Annotated in this window: 18 protein-coding genes; 14 read left to right on the forward strand and 4 right to left on the reverse strand. The window is 45.7% G+C overall.

Annotated features, from left to right (window positions below; genetic code table 11):
- Nucleotides 1-241: 241 nt before the first annotated feature.
- Together EJN92_RS09020 and EJN92_RS09025 are read right to left on the reverse strand one after the other, a co-directional pair.
- Nucleotides 242-1,867, reverse strand: a complete 1,626-nt coding sequence (locus EJN92_RS09020) for a GMC family oxidoreductase (RefSeq protein WP_126127512.1) — start codon at nucleotides 1,865-1,867, stop codon at nucleotides 242-244.
- Between the two features lie 128 nt (nucleotides 1,868-1,995).
- Complete coding sequence (locus EJN92_RS09025; RefSeq protein ID WP_126127513.1) at nucleotides 1,996-3,030, reverse strand: NAD(P)H-dependent flavin oxidoreductase; 1,035 nt, start codon at nucleotides 3,028-3,030, stop codon at nucleotides 1,996-1,998.
- 404 nt (nucleotides 3,031-3,434) lie between these two features.
- Between EJN92_RS09025 and EJN92_RS09030 the strand changes: the two genes are divergently transcribed.
- The 12 genes from EJN92_RS09030 (at nucleotide 3,435) to EJN92_RS09085 (ending at nucleotide 14,962) form a co-directional block, all read left to right on the forward strand.
- Entirely contained in the window at nucleotides 3,435-4,976 is a 1,542-nt protein-coding gene (locus EJN92_RS09030) for a methyl-accepting chemotaxis protein (protein WP_126127514.1), read from the forward strand.
- 108 nt (nucleotides 4,977-5,084) lie between these two features.
- Nucleotides 5,085-5,819, forward strand: a complete 735-nt coding sequence (locus EJN92_RS09035) for a substrate-binding periplasmic protein (RefSeq protein ID WP_126127515.1) — start codon at nucleotides 5,085-5,087, stop codon at nucleotides 5,817-5,819.
- Entirely contained in the window at nucleotides 5,819-6,091 is a 273-nt protein-coding gene (locus tag EJN92_RS09040) for a hypothetical protein (protein ID WP_126127516.1), read from the forward strand. Before EJN92_RS09035 ends, EJN92_RS09040 begins: the two co-directional genes overlap by 1 nt.
- Nucleotides 6,092-6,151: 60 nt before the next feature.
- On the forward strand, nucleotides 6,152-6,601 hold the full coding sequence (locus EJN92_RS09045; RefSeq protein WP_126127517.1) for an FKBP-type peptidyl-prolyl cis-trans isomerase: 450 nt from the start codon (nucleotides 6,152-6,154) through the stop codon (nucleotides 6,599-6,601).
- Nucleotides 6,602-7,132: a M48 family metallopeptidase gene (locus EJN92_RS09050; protein WP_126127518.1), complete on the forward strand. Its 531-nt coding sequence runs from the start codon at nucleotides 6,602-6,604 to the stop codon at nucleotides 7,130-7,132.
- A 95-nt stretch (nucleotides 7,133-7,227) separates the two neighbouring features.
- Nucleotides 7,228-8,697, forward strand: coding sequence for a glycerol kinase GlpK (gene glpK, locus EJN92_RS09055; protein ID WP_126127519.1), 1,470 nt, complete (start codon nucleotides 7,228-7,230; stop codon nucleotides 8,695-8,697).
- Between the two features lie 52 nt (nucleotides 8,698-8,749).
- On the forward strand, nucleotides 8,750-9,280 hold the full coding sequence (locus EJN92_RS09060) for an SRPBCC family protein (protein WP_126127520.1): 531 nt from the start codon (nucleotides 8,750-8,752) through the stop codon (nucleotides 9,278-9,280).
- Nucleotides 9,281-9,440: 160 nt separating this feature from the next.
- A complete protein-coding gene (locus EJN92_RS09065; RefSeq protein WP_126127521.1) occupies nucleotides 9,441-9,977 on the forward strand; it encodes a PEP-CTERM sorting domain-containing protein in 537 nt (178 codons plus the stop codon).
- Between the two features lie 194 nt (nucleotides 9,978-10,171).
- Nucleotides 10,172-11,404, forward strand: coding sequence for a BtaA family protein (locus tag EJN92_RS09070; RefSeq protein ID WP_227869775.1), 1,233 nt, complete (start codon nucleotides 10,172-10,174; stop codon nucleotides 11,402-11,404).
- A complete protein-coding gene (locus EJN92_RS09075) occupies nucleotides 11,401-12,525 on the forward strand; it encodes a hypothetical protein (protein WP_126127522.1) in 1,125 nt (374 codons plus the stop codon). The genes EJN92_RS09070 and EJN92_RS09075 overlap by 4 nt, the downstream gene beginning before the upstream one ends.
- Before the next feature lie 1,027 nt (nucleotides 12,526-13,552).
- Complete coding sequence (locus EJN92_RS09080; RefSeq protein WP_126127523.1) at nucleotides 13,553-14,071, forward strand: DUF2059 domain-containing protein; 519 nt, start codon at nucleotides 13,553-13,555, stop codon at nucleotides 14,069-14,071.
- A 75-nt stretch (nucleotides 14,072-14,146) separates the two neighbouring features.
- Nucleotides 14,147-14,962, forward strand: coding sequence for a substrate-binding periplasmic protein (locus EJN92_RS09085; protein ID WP_126127524.1), 816 nt, complete (start codon nucleotides 14,147-14,149; stop codon nucleotides 14,960-14,962).
- Nucleotides 14,963-14,965: 3 nt separating this feature from the next.
- On the opposite strand, the gene EJN92_RS09090 is transcribed toward EJN92_RS09085, so the two are convergent.
- On the reverse strand, nucleotides 14,966-15,946 hold the full coding sequence (locus EJN92_RS09090) for a D-2-hydroxyacid dehydrogenase family protein (protein ID WP_126127525.1): 981 nt from the start codon (nucleotides 15,944-15,946) through the stop codon (nucleotides 14,966-14,968).
- Nucleotides 15,947-16,287: 341 nt separating this feature from the next.
- On the opposite strand from EJN92_RS09090, the gene EJN92_RS09095 reads away from it, so the two are divergent.
- A complete protein-coding gene (locus EJN92_RS09095) occupies nucleotides 16,288-18,144 on the forward strand; it encodes a phosphoenolpyruvate carboxykinase (GTP) (RefSeq protein ID WP_126127526.1) in 1,857 nt (618 codons plus the stop codon).
- A gap of 121 nt (nucleotides 18,145-18,265) precedes the next feature.
- Nucleotides 18,266-18,997, forward strand: coding sequence for a substrate-binding periplasmic protein (locus EJN92_RS09100; RefSeq protein ID WP_126127527.1), 732 nt, complete (start codon nucleotides 18,266-18,268; stop codon nucleotides 18,995-18,997).
- A 58-nt stretch (nucleotides 18,998-19,055) separates the two neighbouring features.
- On the opposite strand, the gene EJN92_RS09105 is transcribed toward EJN92_RS09100, so the two are convergent.
- Complete coding sequence (locus EJN92_RS09105; protein WP_227869776.1) at nucleotides 19,056-19,457, reverse strand: DUF2798 domain-containing protein; 402 nt, start codon at nucleotides 19,455-19,457, stop codon at nucleotides 19,056-19,058.
- Between the last annotated feature and the right edge of the window lie 25 nt (nucleotides 19,458-19,482).

Raw genomic sequence — 19,482 nt, forward strand, 5'->3', positions numbered from 1 at the left:
ATCTCCTGTGGACTACTAGGGATAATTGCTAGTCGGTTCTTGGTCTTATTTATAGGACTGACGCCAAATCGCCCCAGCGTTGTGGTACACGCCTAGCTGGAACCATTTGGCCTAAATCCTAATCTAGAAACACACGCGTTTCTAAAAGATCTTATTTTTCTATACTACCAATTTAAAAGATATTTTAACAATACGGTATAACTACGGTAAGTGCGCTTACTATCTTGATTTTTCGAGGATTTTATCTATGACTAGCCAAGATCGCCAGTGCCGCTTTCTCGGCGATCATCAGGGTCGGTGAATTGGTATTGCCAGAAGTAATGCTAGGCATGATAGACGCATCCGCCACTCGCAAACCACTAATTCCCAGCACCCGTAACTGACTATCCACCACCGCGCTGCTATCCTCACTGCGCCCCATTTTGCAAGTGCCGACCGGATGAAATATTGTGGTACCGATCTCGGCTGCCGCCTGCATCAATTCTTCTTCGCTCTGAAATTGCGCCCCCGGTTTTAATTCTTGCGGTGCATATTTTTTCAGCGCCGGTGCCGCCACAATCTGACGCGTCAGGCGCAGTGAATCCGCGGCGACTTTGCGATCCTCCGCAGTACTCAGATAATTCGGTGTGATCTTCGGTGCCGCCAAAGGCTCGCTTCCGGCGATACGCACGTGGCCACGCGAAGTCGGGCGCAGATTGCAAACGCTGGCGGTAAATGCCGGGAAAGGGTGCAGCGCATCACCGAATTTTTCTAGTGATAAAGGCTGTACGTGATACTCCAGATTAGCAGTTTTTTGACTCGCATCCGATTTGGTAAAAGCCCCCAGTTGCGAAGGCGCCATAGACAGCGGGCCGCTGCGCGAGCATGCATATTGCAGACCCATCTTCGCCTTGCCTAACCAGCTATCAGCCATGGTATTGAGGCTTTTCGCACCACTAATTTTAAACGCCGAACGTATCTGCAAATGGTCTTGCAAGTTCTCGCCGACACCGCTCAATTGATGTAGCAAAGGCACACCGGCAGCCTGTAAATGGGCGCCATCGCCAATACCGGAATGCTGCAAAATACTCGGTGAGCCGATTGCACCTGCCGCCAACACGGTTTCTTTGACGGCCTCGGCAGTCCACTGTTTTCCGCCCCCGACAAACTCGACACCATGGCAGCGTTTAACACCGTCAACGACTTGTATTTTCAGACGCTGCACCTGGCAGCCGGTCATGATGGTCAAATTACCGCGGCCGGCGGCTGGCTGTAAAAAAGCCTTAGAGGCGTTCCAACGGATGCCACGTTTTTGGTTCACGTCAAAATAGCCGCAACCCTCGTTGTCACCGCGATTAAAATCATCGGTATTCGGGATTCCGCTCTGTTTGGCGGCTTCTCGAAATGCGCTGAGTATCTCCCACGACAGTCTTTGTTTTTCTATTCGCCATTCGCCCTTGGCACCATGGAATTCATTGGCACCGCCGTGATGATTTTCACTCTGTTTAAACAGCGGTAAAACCTGATCCCAAGACCAGCTCGCGTCGCCGCTCTGCGCTGCCCACTGATCATAATCCTGAGCCTGCCCGCGCATATAAATCATGCCGTTAATCGATGAACTACCACCCATCACTTTGCCACGCGGATAAATCAGGCTGCGCCCATTTAAGCCAGCTTCGGCCTCGGTGCGATACATCCAATCGGTACGCGGATTATTGATGCAATACAGATAGCCGACCGGAATATGGATCCAGATGTAATCATCTTTACCACCGGCTTCGAGCAGTAAAACTTTATTATTCGGATCTTTCGAAAGCCGGTTAGCCAGCACACAGCCGGCGGTGCCGGCACCGATAATGATGTAATCGAACTGACCTGCTGATTCCATGTAAAACCTTTTTAATTAAGCGACTCTTAGGACTTACGCAAAACCGCCCCAGCGTCGTTGTATCCGCCTTGCCGTACTAAAGTACTGTCTTCGGCGGTACGCCTAGCTGGAACAATTTTTCGTAAGTCCTAGCTATGCCATTCTGCAACTAATGCGGCGATCAGTTCGCTCACCGTCAGATCGCGCACCTTGGCCACACCTTGGCCGGCCCAGAGTGACATCAGCTCGGTATTATTTGATTTGCCAGCCTGCGCGCGTATCCCGCTGGTCAAGGCATTTTGGATAGGATAAATCGGAATCTGTGCTTGCACCGCGGCCATCAAGTCCATAAATTTATTATCCAGGCCGCGCGCCAGACGCCCGGAAATAGCACGGGTCTGGCGCGTGCTATCGGTCTTTGCATCGAATAAACGCTGCTTATACGCGGCACCGATACCGGATTCTTTCACCGTCAGAAAAGCCGTACCCATTTGCACCGCTTGTGCTCCGGCCGCTAACGCCGCGGCAATCTGCCCACCATCCATAATCCCGCCTGCCAAGATCATCGGCAGCCTAATATGTGGCTGGCACTGCGCCAGCAAAGCCAGCGCACCCAAAGTCGATTCTTCTTGTGCCCCGATGAAGGTGCCGCGATGGCCGCCCGCCTCTACCCCTTGCAGGCACAGCGCATCGGCCCCCATGGCTTGCCAGACGATCGCCTCTGGCAAATTGGTGGCGGTACCGATCACCAGGATGCCAGCCGCATGCAGACGCTGGATCTGGCTGGCATGCAAGACGTCGAAGGTAAAACTGGCGACCGCAGGGCGGGCGATGATCAAGGCGTCGAGTTGCTCTTCAAAATCCTGGCTCCAGCGGGTCGGCGTCGGCAGCTCATCCATATTCAATTCAGCCAGTACCGGTTGCAGTAATAACTTGGCGGCCGCCACTGCCGCATAATCAATTTGCGGCTTAGTCTGAACAAATAGATTGATGGCAAACGGCTTATCCGTCAGACGCCGGATATGTTCAGCCTGCTCTATGATTTCTAAAGGTGCCAACAAGGGTGCCGCCAAACTGCCGAGACCACCCGCATTCGAGACCGCAGCCACCAGCTCAGGCGTCGTGATACCACCAGCCATAGGTGCTTGAATAATCGGGTACTGGCACAGAGAAAGGATCTTCATAATTAATATACTAGGGGTGAGTATGACGATTAAGAATTGAATTGCGCAATAACAATGTGCGCATTTGGTGCATGACTACAGATACTCCCTTATTTTCTGATAAAAGTGTAAAAATATCTAGTTTCATCCGGATCAGAGTACCGCTTTAGCAAAACAGCTCCAGACTCTCATGCAGGAAACCTAAGCGAGTTATCCCAAGCTCATCATGCTTAGCTTCCCTTACACCAAACTGAACCAACATAAAACACCACAGAACGCCACCCTAAAGCCCCAAAAATCTGTGGTTTTCCTTCCCGCTTTGATAAATTTCGTAAAACCCAAAAATATTTGGCGCTATACTGAAATGATCAAAAGAAGATCTCAACAACTCTGCTTCAGCTTGCAAACCTTGCGAGGAGATTCACATGTTTAAAGACTTAACGATCAAAGCCCGGCTGATTTTTATGATTGCCATACTCTCGCTGATGGCAGTGCTGCTAGGCGGCTCAGGAATTTTTGGCCTCGCCAGTGTCAATGACTCACTCAAAACCGTTTATGACGATCGCTTAATAGCGATGGGGCAACTAGATCAAGTGATACGCATCATTAATCAGAATGAACTTATCCTGGCAAAATCTCTGAGCACGGACGCTAACCAGGTCGGCCAGGAAATGGATAGTATAGAAAAAAATATACTACTAGCTAGCAAAGTATGGGCCGAATACATGGCGACTTATCTCACCCCAGACGAAAAAAAAATCGCCCAAGAATTTGAAGCTGCAAGGAAAAATTTTGTCAGCGAAGGCCTAAGACCGGCGATGGCGGCGATGCGCGCGAATGACATTAAATTGGCCGGTGAAATTCTGCATACCAAGATGACCCCGCTCTACCAAAAAGTTCAAGACCCGCTCAATGCTTTGATTGCACTGCAACTCGATGAAGCTAAAAAGGAATATGAGCGGTCACAAAGTTTCTTTTCGAAATTCAGAATTTTTTCAATTAGCGCTATCGCCTTTGCTTTGATTTTTGGTGCACTGCTAGGTTATTGGCTAATCGCCAGCATCTCCAAACCACTCAGCTATGCCGTGAAAATTGCCCAAAATATCGCGCTTGGTGATCTGACTCAAAAAATCCAGGTTGAGTCACGTGATGAAACTGGCCACCTGCTAGAGGCGCTGGCCGACATGAATACCCATCTGGTACAAACCGTCAGTGAAGTGCGCAACGGCACCGACACCATCGCTACCGCCTCCGCCCAGATTGCGGCTGGTAATCTGGATCTATCCTCACGCACAGAGCAACAGGCTTCCAGCCTCGAAGAGACCGCTTCGGCCATGGAAGAACTCACCTCCACCGTCAAGCAAAACGCAGATAATGCTGGGCAAGCCAACCAGTTAGTGGTGGCCGCCAACGACTACGCAGTCCAAGGCCAGGCAGTCGTCAGTAAAGTCGTGCAGACCATGGGCTCAATCAAGGACAGCTCACGCAAGATCGTCGACATCATCGGTGTCATTGATGGCATTGCATTCCAGACCAATATTTTGGCCTTAAACGCGGCTGTAGAAGCCGCGCGCGCTGGCGAACAAGGGCGCGGTTTTGCGGTGGTCGCCAGCGAAGTGCGCAATCTGGCGCAACGCTCAGCCAGCGCCGCTAAAGAGATCAAGAGCTTAATCGATGATTCGGTCAGTAAAGTCGATGCCGGCAGTGGTCTGGTCGATAGCGCTGGCGCCACCATGAGCCAGATCGTGACTTCAGTCAAACAAGTGGCCGACATCATGAGCGAAATCGCCGCTGCCAGCCATGAACAAAGCGATGGCATTGAGCAAGTGAATCTGGCGGTAATGCAGATGGATGAAACCACACAACAAAATGCCGCATTGGTAGAGCAAGCTGCAGCAGCAGCAGCCAGTATGCAAAATCAGGCTGCCAATTTAGCCGAGACTGTGAGCGTCTTCAAATTGTCCTAGTATCTAAGCGCCCCGCATCCGCCTACTAGCCTAGTGCAGGCTAGAAATTCTGTGCACCGCTGAAATCGCGGTACACTGCTCATTTTTAATCTAAAAGCTCTACCTCGCATGTTCAAGACCATCCTTGCCCCCTCCCTACTCTGCATGTGCAGCGCGATTCCCGCCGTGGCGCATGCCGAAAGCATCAAGTTAGTGATACAGGAATACACACCGTTTACGCATACCAATCCAAAAACAGCGCAAATTGTAGGGGTATTGAGCGAGAAAATTCAAGAAATTATGAGGCGTGCTGGTGAAACCACTAGCATCAAGAGCACCTCGCTGGCACGCGCTTTACAGGCCACTCAAAACGAAGAAAATACCTGCATGATAGGGCTGCGCCGCACGCCCGAACGCGAATCATCTTTCAAATGGGTAGGTCCCTTGATTTTTGATGATTGGGTGCTGTACAGCAAAAAAGATAGTCTGGTAAAACTCAAAAATTTTGAAGATGCCAAGCCGTATCGAATAGGTTCGTATAAAAACGCGGCGACCGGTTTGCAACTCACAGAGCAAGGCTACAAGATAGAATTCGCCAACGAGGATGAAGAAAACCCGCGTTTATTAGTCAATAATCGTATCGATTTTTGGGTAGTCTCAGAGTTGCATGGTATGTATATGGCGCAACAACAAGGCTATTGGAAAGAGATGCAAAAAGCAGTCAAATACAAGACCATAGAGTTATATATGCTGTGTCATCCTTCCATGGAAAAAAGCCGTATTGCTCTATTTAATCGCTATAACAAAGAACTAGAAAGTGATGGCACGATGGAAAAAATTTCCCACAAATATGGAGTCCGCTGATGGCGCGCTCGACCAAGGCTAGTAATGCGGTGTTACGGCTAAATCAACGTAGTGCGCAGGCAGCGTATTCCATGGTCACGACCTCGGACGGCCATTTCTATTTGGTGCTGGCGAATGGCGAAGAAAGTAGCGTTAAACTCAATGAGCCGCTGGAGATCGATGCCTTCGTTAGCTTCGTCAACGGCGTGAGTAAGCAAGCCCCAAAAAAAGCCAGTAAGTTTGATTTAGCCTTCGAAGAAAAATTACAGCGCTCGGGTAAGAAAGCCGAATAGTCCATTTTTTATACGATGCGCTATGATGGCGCTCCTTCACCTTCTTTTAGAGAGTTTTGAATGAAATCACCTTTGTTTATTTTGGCCCTAGGCATGAGCCTGGTGTTTCCAGTCACTTACAGCATTGCAGATGACAGCGCCAATGGCATCGCGCTGATCGCAGCACCGTCAGCCTTGCAAAAAATAGATAGCAAAGTCGGTAGCGGTAAAGAAGCCGTGGCCGGCAATACAGTCGCAGTCCATTACAGCGGTTGGTTGTTTGATGAAAAAGCAGCTAATCAACATGGTAAGGCCTTCGATAGCTCGGTAGGACGCGGCCCGTTTGAATTCCCCTTGGGCGCTGGGCGCGTCATTAAGGGTTGGGATCAAGGCGTAGCCGGTATGAAAGTAGGCGGCAAACGTACCCTGATTATCCCCGCCGAATTAGGCTATGGCGCACGCGGTGCAGGTGGTGTGATACCGCCAAATGCCAAGTTGATTTTTGATGTTGAATTATTGGACGTCAAGTAATTGTCTATAGAATTAATTTATCTAAAAGCTTATCCTGAGCCTTTACAGGCGCAGGTTAAGCAGCTCATAGAGAGCCAAAAACTGGGCGCTGTTTTGCTCAAAAAATATGCCAAATCGCATGAAATACGTACCGATAAAGCCCTGTATCAGTATGTGCAAGAGATCAAGAATACCTATCTGCGCAATGGCGAACAAATCAGTAAAATCGTCTACGATAATAAACTGCACGTAATCCGCAATGCGCTCGGCACCCACACCTATGTTTCTCGGATCCAAGGCAATAAGCTCAAATCCAAACATGAAATTCGTATCGCCAGCCTGTTTAAGCAAGTACCGGAAGAATTTCTTAAAATGATAGTCGTGCACGAACTGGCGCATCTGAAAGAGAAAGAACACGACAAGGCCTTCTATAAACTATGCAGTTATATGGAGCCCAACTATCATCAATACGAGTTGGATCTGCGCCTGTATTTAACCCAGGTTGATATTTTTGGCGACGCACTCTGGAGCAAAGACCAAGCCACGATGTAGTTTTTTTGTTGGTTTTTTTATCCTTTTTTAGCCGCTGTATGATGCGCAGTATGCGCTGAGTTACACTAAGCTTTTACGCTTAATGGCTGCGCATCATGTCCTATCTCATGGCCCTCGATCAGGGCACTTCCAGTTCCCGCAGCATCATCTTTGACTTGCACGGCAACATCGTCGCATCGGCTCAACAAGAATTTCGACAAATTTTTCCGCAACCAGGCTGGGTAGAGCATGACGCCATGGAAATCTGGCAAAGCCAACTCGCCACCAGCAACGCAGTACTTGCAAAATCAGCGATAAGTGCGAGCCAAATCGCAGCCATCGGTATCACCAATCAACGCGAAACCACCGTGGTCTGGAATCGCAAGACCGGCATACCGATTAATAACGCCATCGTCTGGCAAGACCGCCGCACCGCGGCTTACTGTGAACAATTACATGCGCTCGGCCATGCTAAGCTTATAGAACAAAAAACCGGACTGATACTCGACCCTTACTTTTCTGCGACTAAGCTGAAATGGATACTCGATCATGTGCCAGATGCGCGCGCACTAGCCGAACGCGGCGAACTGGCCTTTGGAACGGTAGACACTTGGCTGGCATGGCAACTCAGTGAGGGACGCCTGCATGTCAGCGATGTCAGCAATGCCTCGCGCACTATGCTGTGGAATATCCATCTAGCTTGCTGGGATGAGGAATTACTCGCCTTATTTCAAATTCCTAAAGCCATGCTGCCCGAGGTTCATCCCTCCAGTCACCGTTTTGGCGAAACCAAACTATTCGGTACCGCGATTCCTTTAGCGGGCATTGCTGGCGATCAGCAAGCTGCCCTATTTGGGCAAGCCTGCTTTAAACCCGGTATGGCAAAAAATACCTATGGCACTGGCTGCTTCATGCTGCTGCATACCGGTACCCAGTGTGCCAGCTCTAACAATGGCTTAATCAGCACGGCCGCCTGCCAGATCGACCAGCACGCCCAATATGCGCTAGAGGGTAGTGTCTTCATAGGCGGGGCGGTGGTGCAATGGTTGCGTGATGGCTTGAAAGCGATACAAAACTCTACCGATGTCGAAGACATGGCCGCCAGCGTGCCAGATTCTGGCGGTGTGGTGTTTGTCCCCTCATTTACCGGCCTGGGAGCACCTTACTGGGTACCATCGGCCAAGGGCGCGATACTCGGGCTGACACGCGGCAGCACAGTGGCACACATAGCGCGCGCGGCACTAGAATCGATCGCCTTCCAAAGCACCGCCTTATTGCAAGCAATGAACCGCGACGCCGCCACCCCGATTACCGAATTAAGGGTAGATGGTGGGGCTTCGGCGAATAATTTATTACTGCAATTTCAGGCAAATCTATTAGGTATCCCAGTACTTCGCCCTAAAGTCACCGAGACCACAGCTCTCGGTGCTGCCTATCTGGCTGGATTGGCGGTAGGGGTCTACCAAAGTCTGGAAGAATGTGCCCAACAATGGCAGGAAGAAAGGCGTTTTCTGCCGACCATGAGTCGCGACCAAGCATTAGGTTTGATGCAAGAATGGGAAATAGCGGTAGGTCGGGTACGTTAAGCAACAGTAAATTCAAATTAATTTCTATCGTCCTTTTTTCTGAAAGCGCATCATGAAAATCCTGAAATGGCTAATCGGCAGTCTACTCGTGCTAGTTACTCTCATTATCGCGGTCGCCCTAGTATTACCAAATGAGTACGCAGTAGAACGTAGCGTCGTGATTAATGCGCCCGCCGAGAAAATTTACCCTTTAATCGCCACCCCCAAGGAATGGAAAAATTGGTCAGTCTGGAATCAACGCGATCCTGCCATGCAGATGAGCTATACCGGCCCCGATTCTGGGAATGACGCCGCCTGGGAATGGCAAAGCAAGAGCCAGGGCAACGGTGGTATGAAATTTACCGATGCTAAGCCGCCCAAAAAAATTAGCTACCAGCTGCACTTCGAAGGCATGGGAAAACCCTCAGTAGGAAGCTTCAGCTTAGAAAACCAAGGTAACGCCACCAAGCTAACTTGGTCTATGCAAGGTAGCTCAGAAGGTAATCTAATGATGAAACTGTTCGCCCCATTTATGGACAAAATACTGGGACCTGATTTTGAGGCTGGCTTAAATGGGCTTAAGAAAATTGTAGAACAATCCTAGAAATTAATTAATTTTTTGACACTTAGTAGCAATCCCGTGAGTAATATAAAAGTAGTTTTTTAAAAAAATTAAAGTTATTACAAAAAATTACAATAATTGTATTTAATTATTTATTTAACACTGTAATAATTTACGCTATTTAATTTTCTTAAGATAAACAATGAAACTAAAATCACTTTTGACAAGCACATTGCTCGCACTGTCCGCCATCAGCGCTTCTTTCCCTGCTATGGCGGAACTCAAACTTGAAACTGACGTACGGGGCAATTATATTCGGGAGACTGGCCATTTCGACGCAGTCAGAAATGGTACAGATTTTTACCATGCAGATACATTATTAGCATCAACTGATGGTGCTGCATTCAATCTAGGAACACTTAGTTTTAATCTGTGGAAAACATGGGAAAGTTACAACTATGCTTACGCTACTGGTTACTTTAATGGCGTAGAGGTTTTTAAACAAACATTGGATTTTACTCAAGTAGTTCCTGATGGGTACAACCACTACCGTAATATCGCGATCAATCCAAGCTCAGTCAATTTAGTTATATTTAACGCCGATGGTTTTAGCGACGGTGCTAATTTATCTATCGTCAACTTCACACCGCCGGTACCAGAGCCAGAAACTTACGCAATGTTATTGGTAGGCTTAGGTCTAATTGCTAGCGTAGCTGGTAAGCGTAAGCAACAAAGTTAAACCAAAATAGTCGCAAAAACGTCAGGGAGCTTAGGCTCCCTTTTTTTGCATCTACTTCAAAGTCGCGCTGATTCTATACGCAATCACTGTGGTCATTTCATCAAAGTTTCATTCAATTGTCACAAGCTTGTCACTTGCATCCCCTACTCTACTTCCAGCAAAGCCCAGAAGTAGTGACCTACATGGAGAGCACGATGACTAGCAAAACCTTAATCGACGATGCAGTATTTAACTCTAGTACCTTAGGCAGTAAGGGCTTTGCAGATAGACTATTTGCCCATTGGTTCAGCCGCCTGGTGTATGCCCAAATATGGGAAGATCCGCAATCCGATATCGACGCGCTGCAACTCAAACCAGGTGCGAATATCCTGACTATTTCTTCGGGCGGTTGTAATGCCCTAGCCTACTTATCCACAGATCCGGCTGCGGTGCACGCAGTCGACTTAAACGGCGCGCATCTGGCCATGCTGGAGATGAAAAAACAGGCGATTAAGCATTTGCCTGATTATGATTCGGTATTGCATTTTTTAGGTAACGCCAGCCAGACCGATAATATCAAACGCTATCAACGTCACATACGCCCACATTTATCGCAAGACGCCAGCGATTTTTGGGAAAGCCGCTCGATATTGGGAAAATTTGGCAAGCCACGCTTTCACTATTTTAGTAAAAATGCCTATCAACATGGCCTATTAGGTGATTTTATTGGCTTCGCGCACGGGCTAGTAAAACTAATGGGTGGCGACCTAAAAAAACTCGCTACCGCCCGGAATATGGAAGAGCAAGCCTCCCTATTTGAAAAGTACCTGGCCCCGGTATTTGAGAATAAACTATTTCAATTTCTAGCTAGACAACCTATCGCTTTGTATAGCTTAGGTATTCCGCCGTCTCAATTCGCAGCTTTAAAACACGACGCAAAACAGGGATTGCCGAACCTATTCAAGGAACGCATGCGCCATTTGGCTTGCGACTTTCCTTTAGATCAAAACTGCTTCGCCCATCAAGCCTTCGCCCGTTGCTACGACACGAATACCCAAACCGCTTTACCGATGTATCTACAAAAACGCTATTTTTCTTCGCTGCGAACTAACATCGATAGAATTTATCCACACCACACCAATCTTACCGATTTCCTGCGTCAGCAACCCCGCGCCTCGATGGATGCCTATCTATTTTTAGATGCACAAGACTGGATGGATCAACAGCAATTGACAGAGCTATGGGAGCAGGTAACCCGTACCGCAGCACCACAGGCCAAAGTCGTGTTTCGCACTGGCGGTAGTGAATCTCCATTAGAAAATATGCTGCCTCCACAGCTTTTATCAGCATGGACTACAGACACAGCACATAATCGCAAACTGTATGCGACTGACCGCTCTGCGATCTACGGTGGCATGCATCTTTACATCAAAAACGAAATTCTTTGAAGTATCCGGCTCCATCAGCAGCCCTGGCGCACACTTTATGGTTATTAAGTGCCCGCGCTAGGGGTGGCAAGCATTGGATAGCGAATGCCAATTGCGAATTTCAATCAATAACGATCGCTGAACAAACACAACCGGTCAGCGTACAAGCGCTATCGAGCCGAAATCAAAGTTATGTATTGAGCCCACGCTCAGCTTGGATAAATTACGCCAAAGAAGAAGCGAATCGGCTTGCTCCAAGAAAACTTCAATGGCTAGCCAAAATACTAGGGGACAGTATTTTCTTCCCACTCTCTTTATTACTGCGTGGTTCAGGCTTGGATCGTGCGGTAAGCATAGGGAATAGACTAATTTCTACCAATCTCTATCCAGATTGGAGTCTGCAAGAATTTAAAAACCTGACTGAAGAATTAGTCTCAGAGTACCCCAATTATCCTTATATTTTTAGAAATATATGTCCGGAAGTAAATCCACATTTTTATGACTATTTGCAAAGATGCGGCTGGTCTTTAGTACCCGCACGCATGATTTATCTTTGTGATCCACAAAATCCTGCCGTCTGGAAGCACAACCATGTAAAAAAGGATGTACGTCTATTGCATAGCGAAGACATAGAAATAGTCGGACCTGAGCAAATGAAAAACGGCGACTTACCAAGACTGCGCGACCTATTTCGCCAAGTGTTTATCCATAAACATTCAACACTGAATCCCGATTTCACTATTGATTTTTTTGAATTTTGTCTGGAAAGCAGTTTCTTAGAACTGCACGGACTACGCCACAAGGGTCAGATGGTCGGCGTATTGGGAGTATATGAATTTCAAGGGAGTAACTGGATCACCACACCCTTAATCGGCTACGACACCACAATGCCGCAAGAACTAGGTCTATATCGCCGTTTAATGGCCTTACTGTTGCAAATAGCAAAACAAAAAAATAAACGCTTACATTACAGCTCAGGGGCAAGCGAATTCAAGCAAGCACGCGGCGGCCTAGCCTATCTTGAATACACCGCAATTTACAGCCAGCACCTGAATACCAGAGAAAAATTGTGTAACAAGCTGTTTGCAAAAACCCTGCAATATATTGCTCCGAGAATACTAAAACGGGTAGATCAATACTAAAAAGAAGAGGTTTTCACCAAAAACATCTGTGGATAAAACTAAGGATATCCACAGGATGAACTGTGAAGAAGCTTATCTTTTAGCATTCACCATTTATTTGTCCAGAATCTGTACTTTTCCTGTACACGCATTATCAGGCTATTTATTTTCGCTGCAAGCACTTGATTTATAAGAAATTAAACTAGTTATCCACAAGAAACGGCTGCGTTAACTACTATTACTATATATATAAAGTTATTGTATACAACAAACCCCTCTTTTCCCTTCAAGACCTTAGATCAAAATAAAGCACTAAAAATTAAATAGTTTCTTCAATGTAATGATCGAAAAAATTACTAAAATTATCCGAGTACAATTTTCAGTAATAACTATCTGAATTGCGAATTCAGTAAAAGAAGGTTTTTTAATCAATTGCTCTTAAGTTCTTTAAAGAGCAATAAAAAATAGCTTTTCCAATAAATACTAAAAAAAATTAATAAAAATCGAAATTGACGTTGATCCAGTTAATACAAAACATAAAGACAAGTAAGGCGTTGGCACCTTATTAAAAACGAGATATTTATACTCACAGAAGTCTAAATAAAGTCAGCAGCAAAGCTAATTGATATTAAATATTCATTAAAAATAATCAAACTACGATCAGATCTATAAATAGAGGCAGGAAAACGACAAAAAAGGATTTATTTTTAATTTTCTTCTGTGGATAAGCTTTGGGATATCCACAGGTTTAAATGTGAAGAGTTTCTGTTTTAGGCAATCTCTAAAATTTTATCCAAAATCTATTCTTAGTTCATACAAAACTTCTTCTATGCTTTATATTTTTTCTAATCGCTTGTATTTAAAAGAGTAAACCTAGTTATCCACAGAAATCTAATGGTCTTAACTATTACTACTATTTATATATATAAACTTCTTATTATTGTTTTACACATCGAAAAAAGTGCGAAAAAAGAAATTTCCGCAAATTCAAATTCTTACTCTAGAATGCAACAACTCCTAAGAAAGCGTCTTTACAGCAACTTCAAAAATGAAAATTTTTCTTACCTCTTTATCTATTTCACTCTTTTTGGTGAATACTCCACTATTTGCCGAAACTGTCGCAACAAAACCTAGTGATGCATCTATAAAAAAAGTATTTGAGTTAACTAAGACCAGTGAAATGTTGAAGAGTCTGGAAGGCCAAATGGAGATGCTGACAAAAAATATGATGCAACAAGCCTTAAAAGGCGAAACTATTAGTCCAGAAGAGCAAAAAATTCTGGATAATTTTAGAGAGAAAGTTGCTGTTTTAAACAAAGAAAATATGTCTTGGGAGAAATTGGAACCGCTCTTTGTCGAAATTTATGCAAAAACTTTAAGTCAGGATGATATTACCGGCATGATTAATTTTTATCAGTCACCAGCTGGTCAATCGTTTGTAAATAAAATGCCATTAATCATGCAAGAGTCTATGGGAACAGTGCAAAAACTGATGCCGACTATGTTAGAAAAATTGAGACTCGCGAATCAAGAAATGTTGGATGAGCTTAAAGCTATCAAGAAGTAAAATTAATTAGTTTCGTAATTAATTGATCTTGCTGTCACGGAATCCGTAGGCTAATTTCGAATATAGGAGATAAAAATGGCAAGTATAAACCGCCTAAAATGCTCATTTAGCTCCTATATTGTCTGTTTTTTATGTATTTTCTGCTTAAATCACAATATTGCACACTCTGAAACCCTGACTATCTATACCGAAGATTGGCCTCCTATTAGTTATCAAAATAATTCTAAAATGGAGGGAATGGGCGTAGAAATTGTCCAGGCTTTGCAGGCAAAACTAGGTACAACTGAAGCCATCATTATGGTTCCCTGGGCTAGAGGGTATAAGTCCTTGTTAGAAGAACCAAATATCATGCTTTTTAGTGTAGGTCGCTCGGCTGAACGTGAAAAGCTCATGATTTTTTTGGGACCAATTGCAATATCGAGCACCTCGCTGTATACCCGTAAAGGCAATGCCGCGCGTTTGCTGGCTATGGGGGATAAGTTGTATGAATTATCAGTAGGTGCTTACCGTGGAAGTATCTTTGCTGATACCGCAAAGAAAAAAGGTTTCGCGAATATTGATTTAGCTGCGACACCAAAAATTACAGCCAACATGTTATTTGCCAAACGCTTTGATCTTTGGGTAGAAGGTAGTCTGGCAGTTCCTTCTATCGTCAAAGAAATTGGCCATGAGCCGGATGAAATAGAAAGAGTAATGGTCTTAGATAATCTGGAGCTGTATCTCGCTTTTTCTAAAACCAGTTCGCCAGCGATAGTAAAAGCCTGGGAAGCAGCATTAAAAGCGATCAAAAAGGATGGGAGTTTTCAAAAAATACATCAAAAATGGTTGGCGAATGAGCCTGCGCCTATGGATGTTTTGTTAATTAATCCAAACTCAGCGCCAACACGGTAATTTCTAATGTTTTAAATTCAAGATATTTTTTGGACTGCCACTGGCAAAATCTAGAATATTTTGAAATGCTGCGCGGAAGTAAATTTCATAACTATCTTGCTCTACATAGCCTAAATGCGGCGTAGTTAACACGTTTTCCATGCTAAATATGGCGCTTCTCACAGCTAGAGGCTCGTTTTCAAAGACATCTAAGGCTGCAAAGCCTGGTCTGCCTAGGTTTAAGGCCATTTCTAAGGCAGCATTTTCGACCAATTCGGCTCGACTAGTATTGACGAATAAGGCATCGGTTTTCATTAATGCCAAATCAGCGGCCGTCACTATGGCACGCGTTGCGTCATTTAAACGAAGATGAATAGAAATAACGTCATTTAAACTAAAAAATTCTTCTTTCGTTAGCGCTGCCTGGTAACCATCTAGTACTGCTTGGTGTCGGCTCGTTTCGCTTCCCCAAACTACAACCTGCATGCCAAATACCTTGGCGTAGGCAGCTATTATTTTGCCTATTTTTCCGTAACCCCAGATACCCAGATTTCTTCCTTTTAAGACTCGACCCAAGCGATTTTTTTCAGGATGAATGGAACTCATCTGCCATAAACCATCCTTTAAATTGGTCGAGTAAGGAATAATCTTGCGTGAGGCTGCCATAATCAAGGCCCAGGTCAATTCAGCTGGTGCAGTTGGACTACCAATGCCTTCAGCTATGCTGATTCCGCATTCGCTGGCCGTCTCTATGGCGATATGTCCGGCAACTTTGCCTGTTTGCGAAATTAATTTCAAATTAGGTAATTTCTTGAGTAAGGCCGCAGTTAACACTGTGCGTTCCCGAATTAAAACTAGGGCATCGAATGGTGCAAGACGTATCGCTAACTGGCCTATGCCTACCGCACTGCTATTAAAGATCTTTACCTCATGTCCTTGTAGCATGTCAAAACAAGCAAGTTGACGCACCGCGTCCTGATAATCATCGAGTATCGCAATTTTCATGAATAGTTTTCTTGAGTAAATAAGCTAATTTTCACTTTCATAAAACATACCACTGTGATAATGAATTTGATGCGAAATTAGCCTATATGGATTTGCAGGTGTAGAATATCCGGCTACGTAGCTTTTTGATTCTTATGTCCCGCCTTATCAGGTCGGGCTTAAGTTAGGAAGCAGACATCCTTGTCTTCCTATTATCCGACAGAATCATCGTTAATGTGCTTGCTGTGTTGATATCTATTCTTGCTTGAGCTTATTCCGCTCGCAACGCCAATAAGCCTAATGATGGTACTGCCGTGCCGCTACACCGATTTTTTTATTGAAATGGCATTGGAGATAGTATCGTGAATCAACCTATCATGAAGGGCGTAGCGGCAATAAATGCTCCCGCATACGTGAAGCAACAAAAACTCATCAATTGGGTCGCCGATATGGCGGCTTTAACTAAGCCAGATAGTGTGTATTGGTGTGATGGTACGGTCGAAGAATATGATCGCCTGTGCGCCGAGATGGTCGCCGCCGGTACCATGAAAAAACTCAACGAGACAAAACGTCCAAATAGTTATCTGGCATGTTCAGATCCTAGCGACGTTGCGCGTGTAGAAGACCGCACTTATATCTGCTCGGAAAAGAAAGAAGACGCAGGTCCAACCAATAACTGGATGCCTCCCGCCGAAATGCGTGCCACCATGCACCCATTGTTCGATGGTTGTATGCAAGGTCGTACCATGTACGTGGTGCCGTTTTCCATGGGGCCATTAGGTTCGCCTATCGCGCATATCGGGGTTGAGCTGTCTGATTCTCCTTACGTTGCCGTGAATATGCGCACCATGACGCGTATGGGCAAAGCAGTGTATGACGTGCTTGGTACCGATGGTGATTTCGTTCCTTGTATGCATACTGTAGGTGCCCCGCTGGCTGCTGGTCAAAAAGACGTAGCTTGGCCATGCAACGCGACTAAATACATCGTGCACTACCCTGAGACTCGCGAAATCTGGTCGTATGGGTCCGGCTACGGCGGAAATGCTTTGCTGGGCAAGAAGTGTTTCGCCTTGCGTATCGCTTCTACCATGGGTCGTGATCAGGGCTGGTTGGCAGAACATATGCTGATCCTCGGTGTCGAGTCACCAGAAGGTAAAAAGCATTACATCGCTGCGGCTTTCCCATCGGCTTGCGGTAAAACTAATTTCTCTATGTTGATACCTCCAGCAAGTTTCGGCGGCTGGAAAGTCACCACGATTGGTGATGATATCGCCTGGATCAAACCTGGTAAAGATGGCCGTTTGTATGCGATTAACCCAGAAGCAGGTTATTTCGGTGTTGCGCCAGGTACCAATAAAAATACCAACTTTAATTGCATGGCATCGGTACGTAGTGATTCTATTTTCACTAACGTTGCTTTGACAGACGATGGCGATGTTTGGTGGGAAGGCATGACCAAAGAAATTCCTAGCCACCTGATCGATTGGCAAGGTAAGGACTGGACCCCGGAAATAGCGAAGGAAACTGGCCGTAAAGCAGCCCATCCAAATTCGCGTTTCACTGTCGCTGCAACTCAAAATCCAGTACTCGATGCAGCTTGGGATGATCCAGCTGGCGTGCCTATTTCGGCGTTCATTTTCGGTGGTCGTCGTTCTACCACGGTGCCGCTGGTTACCGAAGCGCGCAACTGGGTAGAAGGCGTCTACATGGCAGCCACCATGGGCTCAGAAACTACTGCTGCGGCTGTCGGCCAGCAAGGTATCGTGCGCCGTGATCCGTTTGCGATGTTGCCTTTCACTGGTTACAACGTCAGCGATTACTTCCAGCACTGGTTGGATATGGGTAAAAAAATCGAGGCCTCAGGTGCGACACAGCCTAGTATTTATTGTGTGAACTGGTTCCGTACAGACGAAAACGGCAAGTTTGTCTGGCCTGGTTTTGGCGACAATATGCGCGTATTGAAGTGGATGCTGGAACGTATAGAAGGCACAGGCAAGGGCGTAGAAAATATTTTCGGCGTGACACCAGAATTTGGCGATCTGACTTGGGATGGCTTGGAATTTAGCCAACAGCAATTCGATACCATCACTTCTATCGACAAGGCCGCATGGGAGGCCGAGTTAAAATTGCATGCTGAGTTATTCGAAAAACTCGAATATCATTTGCCTGCAGAGTTGGAAGCAACACGTGTAGCATTAGGCAAACGTCTTGCTTCATAAGTTGGGCTAATTATAGAAAAAGCGTAGCGTTAGCTGCGCTTTTTTTTATTTTAAAATTGGTGTTTCAATAAAATAGGTGTAAAAAGAGTAATTGTGAGCTGATATTAATTGCGAGAAAATTATGCGACTGAAAAACAAGTTAGGTCAGGTTTTTGTTTCTGTTTCTGTTTTATTTTCAATCAATCTCTCTTACGCTGGCGCCACGATTCTGCAAATATCCACATCCGAAGCACGGCGTCCCAGCGTCATTATGTCGGAAAAAATATTAAGCCTAGCCTACGCTCAATTAGGTATCACGATTCGTCTGGTACCGGTGCCTGCGGCACGCGCTTTGGCAATGTGGAACTCAAACCTACTTGATGGTATCGCCGTCCGTATCATAGATATAGGCTTTGTCGACACTATCAGGGTAAACATCCCTATCGCTTACGAAGATGCCGTCGTATTTACTAGCAAGAAACAATTTCAGGTTAACGGTTATGCCAGTCTGAAACCCTATGTGGTTGGCTATATGGCGGGCGTTTCATATTTAGAAGATAGATTGAAAGACATACCTCAAAAAGAAGCGGCTCCGAGTATAGAGTCATTGTTTAGAAAACTCGATGTTGGTCGCACCGATGTAGTGGTCGAATCGCGTTCAAGTCTTTGTACTGCCAAGAGTTTAGGATATGAAAGGATTTCAATTTTAGAACCATCGCTGGAAAAAAGAATGGGTTACCACTACCTGCATTTGCGTCACAAAGCGCTGGCTTTGACCTTGGAGCAGGTCTTAAGTGAAATGGAAAAAGATGGAAGGATCAAGAAAATTCAGGATGAGGTTGCGCGCGATTTTATCCAAAATTGCCCGCAATGAGAAAACACCCTAAAAAAAACCGCTAAACAAATGTTAGCGGTTTTTTTTAAGTTTAAGCTTAGTAATATTTATGAATATAAGTACTACGCTGCACTTTTAGTTGATTCGATTTTGTTGCATCGTCGGATGCCGCTGTAATTTGTCCCAGACTCAAGCTGGAATTTTTTGCCGTTCGGCTTTGTGTCAGACTTAGACTGAGTTTTCGTATTATTGGCTTACTCAAATACGCGATAGGAAAAGCGATAGGCCAGGTGGTGAACCAAGCTTCCATCCAGGCGGAGAAAAAATCATTGCTGATTCCGGCCCAGAGTAAGCGCAACACACCGCTAAGTACCAGCGTGATTACGCCAGTGCTTAAGATCGTTGGCAACATCGATGCCAAACTCTTGGAGCCTGCCAGTGCTGCTTGTGGCGCACGATAATTTGCATGGCTAGCTTGGGTGAGTGCAGATGTTTGCATAGTTTGCCTCTAGACTTGCTTATTC

Origin of the sequence: Undibacterium parvum (assembly GCF_003955735.1) — a bacterium.
Taxonomy (GTDB): domain Bacteria; phylum Pseudomonadota; class Gammaproteobacteria; order Burkholderiales; family Burkholderiaceae_D; genus Undibacterium; species Undibacterium parvum.